Source organism: Dyella soli, from assembly GCF_054482295.1.
In genome coordinates this window covers 2,157,929-2,171,426 of the sequence record NZ_JBTFFU010000001.1, presented here as the reverse complement: position 1 = coordinate 2,171,426, position 13,498 = coordinate 2,157,929, and the positions used below count along the sequence as shown (strand labels likewise).

At 65.7% G+C, this 13,498-nt stretch carries 10 protein-coding genes; 5 read left to right on the top strand and 5 right to left on the bottom strand.

Annotated elements, in window-relative coordinates; all coding sequences use genetic code 11:
* Positions 1 to 224 precede the first annotated feature (224 nt).
* A complete protein-coding gene (locus ACXU4B_RS10015) occupies positions 225 to 1,343 on the bottom strand; it encodes a DUF3667 domain-containing protein (RefSeq protein ID WP_131410090.1) in 1,119 nt (372 codons plus the stop codon).
* Positions 1,344 to 1,483: 140 nt separating this feature from the next.
* Between ACXU4B_RS10015 and ACXU4B_RS10010 the strand changes: the two genes are divergently transcribed.
* Together ACXU4B_RS10010 and sppA are read left to right on the top strand one after the other, a co-directional pair.
* On the top strand, positions 1,484 to 2,851 hold the full coding sequence (locus ACXU4B_RS10010; RefSeq protein ID WP_131410088.1) for an MATE family efflux transporter: 1,368 nt from the start codon (positions 1,484 to 1,486) through the stop codon (positions 2,849 to 2,851).
* A gap of 123 nt (positions 2,852 to 2,974) precedes the next feature.
* Complete coding sequence (sppA, locus tag ACXU4B_RS10005; RefSeq protein WP_131410086.1) at positions 2,975 to 4,840, top strand: signal peptide peptidase SppA; 1,866 nt, start codon at positions 2,975 to 2,977, stop codon at positions 4,838 to 4,840.
* Positions 4,841 to 4,912: 72 nt separating this feature from the next.
* Here sppA and ACXU4B_RS10000 read toward each other — a convergent pair whose 3' ends face one another.
* Positions 4,913 to 5,737 carry an ABC transporter ATP-binding protein gene (locus ACXU4B_RS10000; RefSeq protein WP_131410084.1) on the bottom strand — a complete coding sequence of 275 codons (825 nt, stop codon included), beginning with the start codon at positions 5,735 to 5,737 and terminating at the stop codon, positions 4,913 to 4,915.
* A 61-nt stretch (positions 5,738 to 5,798) separates the two neighbouring features.
* Positions 5,799 to 6,017 carry a hypothetical protein gene (locus tag ACXU4B_RS09995; protein ID WP_131410082.1) on the bottom strand — a complete coding sequence of 73 codons (219 nt, stop codon included), beginning with the start codon at positions 6,015 to 6,017 and terminating at the stop codon, positions 5,799 to 5,801.
* 104 nt (positions 6,018 to 6,121) lie between these two features.
* On the opposite strand from ACXU4B_RS09995, the gene ACXU4B_RS09990 reads away from it, so the two are divergent.
* Positions 6,122 to 6,904 (top strand): SDR family oxidoreductase, encoded by a 783-nt coding sequence (locus ACXU4B_RS09990; protein ID WP_131410080.1) that lies wholly within the window; start codon positions 6,122 to 6,124, stop codon positions 6,902 to 6,904.
* Between the two features lie 237 nt (positions 6,905 to 7,141).
* Here ACXU4B_RS09990 and ACXU4B_RS09985 read toward each other — a convergent pair whose 3' ends face one another.
* Positions 7,142 to 7,780 (bottom strand): DUF4124 domain-containing protein, encoded by a 639-nt coding sequence (locus ACXU4B_RS09985; protein WP_131410078.1) that lies wholly within the window; start codon positions 7,778 to 7,780, stop codon positions 7,142 to 7,144.
* A 42-nt stretch (positions 7,781 to 7,822) separates the two neighbouring features.
* Positions 7,823 to 8,767, bottom strand: coding sequence for a DegV family protein (locus ACXU4B_RS09980; protein ID WP_205746573.1), 945 nt, complete (start codon positions 8,765 to 8,767; stop codon positions 7,823 to 7,825).
* 598 nt (positions 8,768 to 9,365) lie between these two features.
* Between ACXU4B_RS09980 and ACXU4B_RS09975 the strand changes: the two genes are divergently transcribed.
* Together ACXU4B_RS09975 and ACXU4B_RS09970 are read left to right on the top strand one after the other, a co-directional pair.
* Positions 9,366 to 10,157 carry an AMP nucleosidase gene (locus ACXU4B_RS09975; protein ID WP_131410074.1) on the top strand — a complete coding sequence of 264 codons (792 nt, stop codon included), beginning with the start codon at positions 9,366 to 9,368 and terminating at the stop codon, positions 10,155 to 10,157.
* Between the two features lie 346 nt (positions 10,158 to 10,503).
* Complete coding sequence (locus ACXU4B_RS09970) at positions 10,504 to 13,437, top strand: TonB-dependent receptor domain-containing protein (protein ID WP_131410072.1); 2,934 nt, start codon at positions 10,504 to 10,506, stop codon at positions 13,435 to 13,437.
* Positions 13,438 to 13,498: the final 61 nt, after the last annotated feature.

Here is a 13,498-nt window from a genome sequence, read left to right as displayed (position 1 = left end):
TCATGACGCGCTGTGCAAGTTTTAACCATGAAAAAAGACCGTTGTAATTCATGTAGTTACGAATTTTGCTAGGCTGCCGTTCACACAACTGCCACAGGCACGGGACTTGCCTTGACAGGCTCATGACGCTGTGTAAAACCCTGCCGAGGCTATTTTTCAGTGCGCTGCGCACGGGTTCCACCGCACAAAACGTGTGTGACGAAAGTCACAAAAATGCAGGGACGTCAGTGCGCAAAACCGAACAACATGGCGATCCCCAGCGCGATGCTGAGCAGCCACATGTAGCACCAGCCGACGAACAGGTATTTCACCGTGGTCATGAACCAGCCCTGGCGATAGACCCGCTTCTGCATGACCAGCAGGTAGATCGGCGCCCAGATCAGCAGCGCCCAGCAGGCCAGGGTGATCGGCGGCCCCACCCAGCCGGCGTGCGGCACCAGCCAGCTGCGCAGGGTCAGCAGCAGCATGCCCAGCAGCAGGGCCAGAAACAGGAAGGCGTGGCTGTGCAAGGCCACGATCAGGTGCTCCATATAGAGGCGCCGCCTGAACAGGTAGACCAGCTTGAGCAACAGGGCAAACAGCGGCATGACCAGGAACAGGGTCTGCGGCAGCACGGCAAAGGTGCCGGCCACCACGCGCTCCCTGGCCTCGACGCCCGCCTCGCCTCCTTCCGTGAAGCCCTTGAAGTTCGCCGACGCATGGGCGATCGACCGGTTGAGGCTGGCATTGATACCGTCCGGCAGCCAGGTCACATGCACCTGGTCGGTCGGCCAGTCGATCTTGCTGGTGCCATGAGTCGCCAGCGGCGGGGCGCCGAGCTGGGCCAGGCGGTGGTTGGCGCGGTCGCGCTCGGTGGACAGCGTGTGCTTGAGCGCCTTGTCGCCGAGGTTCGAACCGGTGGTCGCGGTATCGACGCTGGTGCGCATCTGCTCATAGCGGGCGCGCACGGCATCGGGGGTGGTGTCCCTGGCGAAATCGCCGGTCCCCACGGTGGTGGTCGCATCGGTCATGAAGAAGTTGACGTTGTCCATCACCAGGTGGCAGAAGAAAAAGCCCAGCAGGCACAGCACGAACATCAGGCGGAACGGCGCCACGTAGCGCTGCCGGCGGCCGGCAAAATATTCCATGGTGAGAAAGCCGGGCCGGTTCAGCAGCGGCGGCAGCGTGTGCAGCACGCGGCTGTCCACGTGCAACACCATGTCCAGCGTGTCTTCCAGCATGTGGTGCATCGGCCGCAGCACGCTGTGGATCGACTGGCCGCACTCGTGGCAGAACTCGCCCTGCATGGATGCACCGCAGTTGGCGCAGTGCACGCCCTCGAACGACACCAGTTCCTTCTTCATGTGTCTTCCCCTGAGCTCGACAAGCGCGTGATGTTGGCACAAGCAGTGGACGCCGGCAGCTCCCGTCGGCCTCGCCCGCGGGGCGCTGCGCGGGAGCCTGCGGGCCGGTGCGTTAGAATGCCCGGCCCAGGAGTCTTGTCATGCAGTCTTTCCGCCCCGATCGCGCCAGGGTGGCGCACGAGGTTGGCGCCACGGTACGCCTGGCCCTGCCACTCATTGCCGCCCAGCTCGCCGCCGTCGGGCCCAACTTCGTGGACGCGGTGCTGGCCGGCCACCTCAGTGCGCATGTGCAGGCGGCCGTCACGACGGCGGTGAGCATCTGGGCCCTGGCCCTGGTCAGTGGTCTGGGCATGATGATGGCGGTGCCCCCGTCGGTGGCGCAGCTCGACGGCGCCGGTCGTCGCCATGAGGTAGGTGCCGTCTTCGTGCAGGCGCTGTGGCTGGCATGGGGTATGGGCATCGTGCTGTGGTTCTTCGTGCGCCACGCCACGCCGTTGCTGGACTGGATCGGCGTGGTGCCGACGCTGCGCACCGACGTGACGCACTTCCTGCACGCGATCAGCTGGGCAGCGCCCGCGCTCACCAGCTACTTCGCGCTGCGCGGCCTGTCCGAGGGCCTGTCGATGACGCGGCCCTCGATGTATTTCAGCTTCGGCGGCCTGCTGGTGCTGGCGCCGCTGGGCTACGTGATGATGTACGGCCGCCTGGGCCTGCCCGCGCTGGGTGCGCTGGGCAGCGGCATCGCCACCGCCATCGTGTTGTGGCTGGAAATGATCGGCTTCGCGCTCTACGTTGCCTTGCATCCGGCCTATCGCGATCTCGGCCTGAGTGCAGGCTTCGCCTGGCCCCGGCCACGCGTCCTGCTGGAACTGCTGAAGATCGGCGCTCCGATGGCCGTGACGCTGCTGGCCGAAGGCGGCCTGTTCGTGGCCGTGGCGCTGGTCATCGCCACGCTCGGCGAAACCGTGGTGGCCAGTCATCAGGTGGCGCTGAGCGTGGCCACCGTTGCCTTCATGATTCCGTTGGGCCTGTCGATGGCGATCACCGTGCGCGTGGGCAATGCAGTGGGACGCAACGACGCGCGCGGCGTGCGTTATGCGGGCTTCTGCGGCATTGCACTGGCGCTGTGCGTGCAGACGGTGTCGTCGGGCGTGATGCTGACCATGCCGCAGTGGCTGGCCCGCATGTACACCCATGACGCGGCGGTGATTGCGCTGGCCGCCCAGCTGATGCTGCTGGCGGGCTTCTTCCAGTTTTCCGATGGCATCCAGGTCAGCTCCAACGGCGCGCTGCGCGGACTGAAGGACACCCGGGTGCCGATGGTCATCACCCTGTTCGCCTACTGGGTCGTCGGCATGCCGGTGGGCTGGTGGCTGGCGTTCCGCCACGGCCTGGGCGCACGCGGCATGTGGATGGGGCTGATCGCCGGCCTCACCGTGGCGGCGCTGTTGCTGTTCACGCGGTTCTGGCGCAATGCCTTCCGGGAAAAATGGCGGCGGCCGGCCTGAACCTGCGGGTTCGCAAGCTCACGCCGGCGTGCGACGCGCGGGCGCGCAGCCGTGCCGTCGGCGCTACATGACCTTCGACGCGCGAACGGCTACGCTGTTGCGCAGATCCTGAGGAATCCTCGCATGACGGAACGTCGCCCCAACGGTTTCTGGGCCTTTCTCTGCGCCTTCGGGCGCGGCATCAACGTGGTCAGGCTGGTCATCCTCAACCTGATTTTCTTCTTCTTCCTGTTCCTGTTCGCGCTGGTGCTGCTGGGTGGCTACCTGGGCAGCCGCAGCACGCATGTCGTCCAGAATGACAGCGTGCTGGTGATCAAGCCCAAGGGCGAACTGGTCGAGCAGTACAGCATCAGCGCGATGGATCGTGCGCTGGCCGGCCTGTCGGGCAACCCGCCCAGGCAGATCCAGCTGCGCGACCTGATCGGTGCCATCGACGCGGCCGCGAAGGACAGCCGCATCACGCGCATCCTGCTGGAACCCGGCGAACTGCAGGGCGGCGGTTTCGCCGCGTTGCATGAAGTGGGCGCCGCGCTGGATCGCTTCCGTGCCGCCGGCAAGCCGGTCGTGGTGTGGGCGCCCAGCCTGGACCAGGGGCAGTACTACCTCGCCGCGCATGCCGACCGTGTGCTGGTCGATCCGCAGGGCGGCGTGATGATCACCGGCCTGGCCAATTACCGCCTGTTCTACAAGGATCTGCTCGACAAGCTCGGCGTGGACGTGCACCTGTTCCGCGTGGGCCAGTTCAAGAGCGCGGCCGAGCCGTACATCCTCGACCACGCCTCGCCCGAATCGAAGGAAGCGGACAGCTTCTGGATGGGCGGCCTGTGGGACACCTATGTCAACGAGGTGGCCAAGCTGCGCAAGCTCGATGCCGCCACCCTGCGCAGCGACATCGACACCCTGCCGGAACAGATCGGCCGCATGCGTGGCGACCTCGGCCAGCTTTCGCTGGAACAGCACCTGGTCGATGGCGTGGCCACGCCCGCCGAGCTCGTCACCATGATGCGCAAGGAAGGCGTGCCCGCCGGCAAGAAGGGCGAAGGCTTCCGCCAGGTGTCGCTGCAGGGTTACGTCGCCGACCTTCCGGACAACGACGGCATGCTGTCACCCGGCGTCGCGGTGGTCGTGGCCGAGGGCGAGATCTCCGGCGGCAAGCAGCCGCAGGGTTCGGTGGGTGGCGATTCCACCGCCGCGCTCGTGCGTGCCGCGCGCACCGACAAGCGCACCAAGGCACTCGTGCTGCGCGTCAACTCGCCGGGTGGCGAAGTGTATGCGGCCGAGCAGATCCGCCGCGAAGTGGCGCTGACCCGCGAGGCGGGCATCCCGGTGATCGTGTCGATGGGCAACGTGGCCGCCAGTGGCGGCTACTGGATCTCGATGAATGCCGACCGCATCTACGCCGATCCCAATACCATCACCGGCTCGATCGGCATCTTCGGCATGGTGCTTACCGTGCCGGGCACGCTCGACAAGCTGGGCGTGAAGAGCGACGGCGTGGGCACCAGCCCGCTGGCCGGTGCGTTCGACATCACGCGCCCGCTCGATCCCAAGATGGGATTGGTCATCCAGGCCACCATCGAAAAGGGCTACCGCGATTTCGTCGGCCAGGTGGCCAAGGCGCGCGGCAAGCCTTATGACGCCATCGACACCATTGCCCAGGGCCGCGTGTGGACCGGCCAGCAGGCGCTGGATCGCGGCCTGGTCGACCAGCTCGGTGGCCTGGGCGACGCGGTGAGCGAGGCCGCCTCGCGCGCCAAGCTCGGCAAGCAGTATCCGGTGCGTTACGTCGAGGAATCGCAGGGCAGCTTCGAGCAGTTCCTGATCAGCCTCAACGAGAACGCGATGGTGCAGACGGCACAGGCCTATGGCCTGCACCTGCCCGCGTGGGCCGGCCGCCTCGACACGCTGGCGCCGGAGCTCAAGCTCCTGCGCACCGCACCGGCGGGTCGCCCGAATATCTACGCCTATTGCTTCTGCTCGCCGCGCTGAAGCCCGGCGACGTCGCTGAAAACGCACAAGGCCCCGGCGTGAACCGGGGCCTTGTGCCGTCTTGCGAAGCCATCACTCGATGGCAGCGCTGTAGTAATCGCCGTGCCGATGCACGCGCACCGGCATGCCGAAGGTTTCGGACAAGGCATCGTCGGTAAGCACGCTGGCCTTGTCGCCATGGCGCAACACGCGGCCTTCCCGAAGCAGCGCGACCTGCGTGATCTCCGGCAGGATCTCTTCGATGTGATGGGTCACCAGCAGCAGCGTGGTGCCGTGGCGGGCGAGCCGGCGCAGGCTTTCCATGAAACGCCGGCGACTGGCGATGTCCAGCCCCGCGAAGGGCTCGTCCAGCAGCAGGGCGCGCGGCCGGTGCACCAGCGCCCGGGCGATCAGCACGCGGCGCGCTTCGCCGGTGGAGAGGCTTGCCATCGTGCGGCCCAGCAGGTGGGTGGCGCCGGCATGCTCCAGGGCCTCGTCGGCACGCATGCGCATGGGCGCGGTCACGCGATGGTCAAGGCCAAGCCGACGCGAAGCGAAGAAGCTGGACAGCACGGCCTCGGCCACTTCAAGCGTGGCGTCGCCGGTGCAGTCGGCCTGCAGGGAAGGGGAGACGATGCCCAGCAGGCTGCGCAGCTCGGATACCTGCCACTGCTCGCGCTCGAACACGCGCATCGAGGCACGGCCGTCGTCGCGCGCGAGGGGATAAAGCTCGCGGGTGATCAGCCGCACCAGGGTCGACTTGCCGGCCCCGTTGGCACCCAGGATGGCCGTGTGCTCGCCCAGGCCGATGCGCAGGTTGAAGCGGTCGAGCACGAGGCGGTTGCCGCGCATCACGCTGGCATCGTCGATCTCCAGCAGGGGCGCGGCGTCGAGGCTGTCGGTGCGGGTCGCGTTCATGGCCGACACGATGCCCGTTTGGACGTCGATTTGCCAAGTCCCCATGCAGCCATCGGCGTGGCTATTGTTCGGCGGCCTCGATCTGCTTGCGCTGCTTCTCGGCCTGCTCGTCGACGGTCTTCTGCACGTCGCGGGCACGCTGTTCGTCCTTCTTGAGGTCGTCCCATGGCGTGGCCACGCGCGCCGTGCTGGCCGCCGCGGGCTGGGACACCGGCGTGGGTGGCTTGCCGGAGCAGGCGGCGAGGGCGCACAGGCACAACATCGGGGCCAACCATTTCATGGGCGTTCCTGGCGAAGGTTTGCGCCAGTGTCCCGCGCAGCGCGGCAGGCGGCAACCGCGGTCCGCACTAGGCGTGACGTGGGGAGTGGTTTTAAGCTCGGCGCATGAATACGCGCACCGACGCCTGGCAGCTGCAAGGCCATACCGCTTTGATCACCGGCGCCAGCAAGGGCATTGGCTATGCGGCCGCGCGCGAACTGGCCGGCCTGGGCGCCAACCTGCTGCTGGTCGCGCGCGACGGCGATTACCTCGAGCAGGTGCGGGTGGAACTCGTCGACGATTTCCCGGGTATCGAGGTGCTGGCCTTCGGCGCGGACCTGGGCGAGCAGGAGGAGCGACTGGCCGTGTTCGACTGGGTCGCCGATCTGGGCGCACCGCTGTCGCTGCTGGTCAACAACGCAGGCGGCAACCAGCCGGGGCCCACGCTGGGCTACGAGGAAGGCGCCTACCGTGCGATCTTCGAGCAGAACCTGTTCTCCGCCTTCGAGATGTGCCGGCTGGCGCATCCCCAGCTGGTGCAGCACGCCAACGCGGCGATCGTGAATGTCGGCTCCGTCTCCGGCATGACGCACGTCCGCACGGGGGCACCCTACGGCATGAGCAAGGCGGCGCTGCACCAGCTCACGCGCAACCTGGCGGCGGAATGGGCCACCGACGGCATCCGCGTCAACGCGGTGGCGCCCTGGTATATCCGCACGCAGCGCTCGGAGCCCGCGCTGGCCGATGACGAATACCTGGACGAGGTGCTTGATCGCACGCCGCTGCGCCGCATCGGCGAGCCGGAGGAGGTCGCGGCGGCGATCGCCTTCCTGTGCCTGCCCGCGGCCAGCTACATCACCGGCCAGGTGCTGGCGGTGGACGGCGGCTTCCTCAACTACGGATTCTGATCGCAGGCCTTGTCCACAGCAGGTGTGGACGATGGCGGGACAAGCCTGTGGATAGGTAGTCCAAGTGCCCGCCAGGGCGACGTTTTCACCATCGTGGTCAGTTTTGCATCAGCGCTGCCGCGGGTTTTCCACAGCGGTTGGGGAAAGCCTGGTGGCAAGCCTGTGGACAACTGCCTCGCCGCGTTGCGCGGCGGGCACTTGCGACGCATTGCTCAAAAAGTGCCCAGGGCGTGCCACTCAACAGTTGCGCAATTGCTCGCGCAGTTGCTCCTCGCGCTTTTCCAGTGGCGGCTGGTCGCTCTTGAATGCGCGCCTCAACTTGGTCGCGTTCTCGTCGAAGGCATCGCGCAGTGCATGGCAGGTTTCGTCGCGCGTCAGTTCGCGGCACTGGTCCTGCACCCAGACGTAGTAGTTGGCGATCATGCCTGGCCTCACGCGACCGCGGTTGAGCTCGGGCGCCGACGCACCGGCACCGTTGGGCGGGCCGTAAGCCTGTGACAGCGGCAGGGACCCCGCGCCCAGGATGCCGTACGGCACCTGGTGCGGCTGCGGATCGCCGTGCTCGCTGAGGTAGGTCTTGCCATCGGTGGCGCGCTGGCATGCATACATCACCGGCAGCGGCACCGGCGGCTCGAACGGCACGGGTGGAGGCGGAGGCTCGGCTGGCGTAATGACCGGCGGTGGTGCTGGCGGGGGCGGTGGCGTCACCGGTACCGACTCGTCGAGCTGCAGCGCTTCCTGGTGCTGGCCGGCGGGACAGGGTCGGTCCTGGTAGACGACCTTGCCGTTCGTCGCGGTGCACTTGTAGGTGGTGCCAGCCACGGCCGGCACGCTGAGGCATGCGATCAAGACCAAGGTGCACAGACGAAGCAACATGCGAGCCTGCCCTGCCGTGACTGCGCCCGTCGCCGTCGGGCCCTAGAACTCGGCGAGATGTTCCTCGGCGGCGAAGCCGAGCGTGACCGCGCCTTCGCCCACGTTGACCATGCCGGTGATGCTCATGGGCGCTTCCATCAGTTCCACGCCGCATTCCTCGCAGGCCGTGCGCAGGCCGGCGTAACCCGGCAGGTTGGCCAGTTCCGACAATTCACCGCCATAGCTTACGCAGACCGCAGGCACCAGCAGGCCGGCATGCACGCGTTCGGCGGCGTAGTTGAACAAGGTTTCCGCGCCCTGCTCGAAGCCGCGCACCTTGCCCACCGGGCCGGTGTCGCCGCGGTAGCCACGCAGCAGCGGCTTGATGTCCAGGGCGGTGCCGAGCATCGCGCTCAACAGGCCCACGCTGCGGTCGCCTTTCTTCTTGGCGCGCGCACGCAGGTAGTAGAGGTCGCGCGGCAGCATGTAGCCGTACGAATTGTTGGCGATGTAGGTGAGGCGTTCGCGGATCGCCGCGGGGGTTTCGCCGGCGTCGATCAGGCGGGCGGCCTCGATGATGCTGGGGGCGGCGCCGGCGAACAGGTTGCGCGTGTCGATGACGCGCATCAGGAAGGGGCCGGTGATGCCGTTCTTCTCGCGCACCTGGCGGTAGTTCTTCAATACCGCGAAGCTCGCCTTGATCACGTGCTCGTTGATGGGGCTGCGCGTGGCGGTGATGGTGAGGCAGAACACGCAGTCCTGCTCCAGCACCAGCTTGTCGAGGAACAGGTTCTGCACATCCTCGATGGAGCACGGCTCGGTCTCCGCCGAATGGCTGCGGCTGCCGAGGTTGCGATCCAGGAAGCGATGGAGTTCGACCTGGCTGCGATTGTCGAGGAATACTTCGTCATCGACGCGAACGGTGATCGGCATCACCGCGATGTTGTGCTTCTGCAGAAACGCCTGCGGCAAGTCGCAGGACGCATCGATGGCCAAACCCATCCGCATCATCTCACCCCCCAGTGATTGGCGCGGTCAACATAGCATGGGCCGTCATGGCTGCCGACCCCGACCTATGGGCCATGTACCAGGCTGCTTTCCCTCGCCCCGCAGCCATGCAACTGAAGCTGCGCGCGTGCATCGGACGCATCCACCACGGCTAGCGCACGGCACGCGCGGTTCCGGCGGCGTCCGGAAGCGGGCGGCGCGCGGTGGCATCGGGGCGAGCGAACAGGCTGCGACGAGGCGACGCGAAACCAGTTGCAGGCGCAACCAACGCGCAGACGGATAGCAGTCCATATATAAGGAGTGGCGATTCCGGCGCCCGCCAGCCGGTGCGCGGCCCGCGACGGCCACTCCGGCCAGGCGATCAAGGCAGCGCGCAGGCCGCCAGCCAGCTGGCGTGCTCCCGCGGGTTCCCGCCATGCTGGCCTGCTGCACCTCGGGGAAGTGCCGGCACGTTGCCTGCGTCACGGCCCGGACGGCGCCCGATGATCCGCTTGGTGCCTGCCAGCAGGTAAGATGCGCGCACTGATCTGGCATCTTGCCGGCGTGGCGTCGCCGGTAACGCGCAGCGGGAAAGGCTGCGCTGACCTCGAAGGGTCTTATGAAGGACAAACAGGAAATCGTCTCCAACTGGCTGCCGCGCTATACCGGCACCGCGCTGGAGCAGTTCGGACAGCACATCTTGCTGACCAATTTCGGCCATTACGTGGAACTGTTCGCGGAGTGGCATGGCGTGGAAGTGCAGGGCCGCGACCGGCCGATGCCCAATGCCACCGCCGACGGCATCACCCTGATCAACTTCGGCATGGGCAGTCCCAACGCGGCGACGGTGATGGACCTGCTCAGCGCCATCCAGCCCAGGGCGGCGTTGTTCCTCGGCAAGTGCGGCGGCCTGAAGAAGAAGAACGCCATCGGCGACCTGGTGCTGCCGATCGCCGCCATCCGCGGCGAAGGCACCTCCAATGACTATCTGCTGCCGGAAGTGCCGGCGCTGCCGGCGTTCCAGCTGCAGCGCGGTGTCTCCACCATGATCCGCGACCTGGGTTACGACTACTGGACCGGCACCGTGTACACCACCAACCGCCGGGTCTGGGAGCACGACGAGGCGTTCAAGGACTACCTGCGCCGCACCCGCTGCATGGCCGTGGACATGGAGACCGCAACCATCTTCGCGGCCGGCTTTGCCAACAAGATCCCCTGCGGCGCCCTGCTGCTGGTGTCCGATCAGCCCATGATTCCCGAGGGTGTTAAGACGGAATTAAGCGACCGCAGCGTGACCGCGCAATTCGTCGAACGCCACATACGCATAGGTATAGAAGCCCTCAAGCTGGTGCGGCGCAAGGGACGCAGCGTCAAGCACCTGCGATTCGAAGACGATAGCGGTGCGGAATAATTCCAAGTGAAATCAGCGGCATGGGTTTTTCCCGCCCGGCCAGGCCGGGCCCGCTTCACCTGGGTTTCACCGCTTTCCCCGGATGGTCGTCGCGCCGCACCATGGAAACATGGGTCAGGACCGGTGCGGACCATCGCCGTCTGACGTAACATTTTGCGATGGCCGTAGGGGGCTCGGCAAATTCTTGCTGTATAGATTTTATTGACTATCTGTAAGTAAAGCGTGATAAATGCGCAGCGCTGTATTCCACGGTCTATCCCTAAAGTTTGGGTGACTCGGGCGCGGGTTTGAGGCGGGGATCTCTGTCAAACCCAGTCATAAATAAATAATTTCGGGAGGGTGTCTCATGAAGTTCGGGGAAAATAAACTGTGCACGTCGGTGCGCCTGGCATTGTCGGTAGGCATGCTCGCAGCGAGCGCCTACGGCACCGCAGCTTTCGCGCAGGACGCGCAGTCCAGTGCCACGCCGCCGGATCAGACCAAGAGCAAGACGCTCGAAACGGTCACCGTGACCGGTTCGCTGATTCGCCGCGTGGACGTCGAGACCGCCAGCCCGGTCGTGACGATTGATCGCGCTCAGATCCAGGCCACCGGCAAGCAGACGCTTGGCGACCTGGTGCAGCAGCTGCCGTCCATGACGGGTGGCAACGTCAACCCGCAGACCAACAACGGTGGCGGTACCGGTGGCTCGTCCATCAACCTGCGCGGTCTGGGTTCGCGTCGTACGTTGATCCTGATCGACGGCCAGCGCCTGCTCAGCAAGGATCCGAACGCCATCCCGGCGGATCTGATCGAGCGCATCGAAGTGCTGCCGACCGGTGCTTCGGCAACCTACGGTTCGGACGCCATCGGCGGCGTGGTGAACTTCATCACCCGCAAGAACTACCAGGGTGCGACCTTCACCGCCAACGTCGGCCAGTCCGACCATCAAGACGGTGACCAGAGCGGCTATACCTTCACTTTCGGACAGACGTCCGACAAGGGAAGCATCATGGCCGGCCTGAACTACAACAAGCAGGACGGCGTCCTGTCGGCCAACCGCGACTTCTCGAAGAACGCGCTGAGCCTTTCGGGCACCACGGTCTCGGTCGGTGGTTCGTCCTCCACGCCGGTCGGCCGCATCCAGATCTCGCCCGCCCTCGCGGCGTCGTCGGGTCTGAACTGCACGCGCATCTCGCTCAACCACGGCGGTAACAGCCAGGTCGTCACCCCGGCCAACTACCACTGCTACGGCAACGCCGACAAGTACAACTACGCGGCGGTCAACCTGATCATGACCCCGCAGGAGCGTACTGGCGGCTTCATCAACGGCGAATACCACCTCGCCGATCACGTGACGGCCTACGTCGACGCCATCTACCAGAAGACCTCGGCCAACTTCCAGTTGGCTCCGGCGGTCTATGGTTCGACCTCGACCGGCGCGGTCATCGATCCGAACAACGCCTTCAACCCGTTCGGCAACGGTTACGGCACGGCCAACGGCCGGGCCTTCACCTCGCGTCTGACCTCCAACGGCTTCCGTATGGCCGGCGTGGGTCGCAGCGATGCCCAGATCAACACGGGCTTCAAGGGTGACTTCACCGTATTCGACAAGAACTGGAACTGGGACCTCGGCTACAACTACGGTCACCAGAGCATCGTGACCACGACGGCTGGCCTGGTCGACCAGACCAAGCTGTACACCGGTCCGTCCACCAAGAACCCGGACGGTACGGCTTCGTGCCCGGCCGGCGTCGACCCGGTGGCCTGCCAGTTCAACCCGTTTGACATCAACCAGCCGGGCAGCGTGGCAGCCATCAAGGCCGCCAACGTCACCGCGCCGTCGAACAGCTACCTGCTCGAGAAGACTTGGCACGCTGGCCTCAGCGGCGAAGTGTTCAGCCTGCCGGCCGGCGCCGTGCAGCTGGCTGCTGGCCTTGAATACCGCAAGGACTACCAGCACACGATTCCTGCTCCGCAGCTCGTGATCGACCCGACCACCGGCAGCTGTATCCTCGGCAGCCAGTGCCTCAGCGCCGTCCAGGGTGGCTACAACACCAAGGACGTCTACGCCGAAACGTTCATCCCGATCCTCGCCGGCCTGCCGGGCGTGCAGTCGCTGAACCTGACCATCGGTGACCGCTACTCGAAGATCCAGACCTTCGGCAGCACGAACAACTTCAAGTTCGCGCTGGAGTGGAAGCCGATCGACGACCTGCTGCTGCGCGGCACGATGGAAGACGTGTTCCGTGCCCCGAACCTGACCGAGCTGTATTTCTCGGGTTCGGACGCGCCGCTGATCCACACCGATCCTTGCACCAACTACGCCGGCGCCCCGGCTGGTTCGCCGCTGGCCATCGCCTGCGCGAACGTGCCGCCCACCGGTAACTTCCAGAACAACTACGTTGTCTCGCAGACCCAGGCGGGCGCAGTTGTCCAGGGTTCGCGCGTGGCCGGCTTCCCGGTCAAGCCCGAGCATGGCAAGTCGTATGACTTCGGCTTCGTGTACAGCCCCTCGTATGTCCCGGGCCTGTCCACCACCGTTGATCTGTGGCGCGTCAACCTGAGCAACACCATCACCACCGTTGGTCTGCAGAGCCTGCTGAACCTCTGCGCCGCCGGTTCGACGGTGTACTGCCAGTACATCCAGCGCCAGCCGACCGGCCCGAACGCTGGCCAGCTGCTGCAGTCGACGGTTGAGCCGACCGGTAACCTGGGTGCGCTGAACACCTCGGGTATCGACTTCTCGGCCAACTACAAGCTGCCGCAGTTCGACATCGGCCAGTTCAACGTTGGCGTGAACGCGACCTACCTGAAGTACTACGACCAGGTGACGGCTCCGGGCGTTGCTGGCAGCGTGACCTATAAGAACGCTGGTCACTTCCTGCCGTACGGCTCGGCCCCTTCGGCCGCATGTCCGGATAACGTGGGCGTCTGCTTGTTCCCGCGCTGGCGTGCAAACGGCTTCGTCAACTGGCAGTCGGGCGGTTGGAGTGCCGAGTGGCGCATGCGCTACATCGGTCGCTTCCAGAACGGCGCAGCGACGGGTTCGCCGCAGGACAGCTTCCCGAACGGCGAGAGCGGCACGATCCTGAAGTACGGTGCCACGGTGTACAACGACGCGTCGGTTGGTTACAACATCGCGCCGATCAACACCCGCGTCGACTTCGGTATCAACAACCTGTTCGACAAGCAGCCGCCTATGCTGTACGCGAACAACACGCTCAATGCCAACACCGACCCGAGCGACTTCGACCTGATGGGCCGCTACTTCTGGGCTCGCGTGACGGTCAAGTTCTAAGTCGTTGACTTAAGCGTTAACCTTGAGGGCCGCGTGATTGTTCACGCGGCCCTTTTTTTTG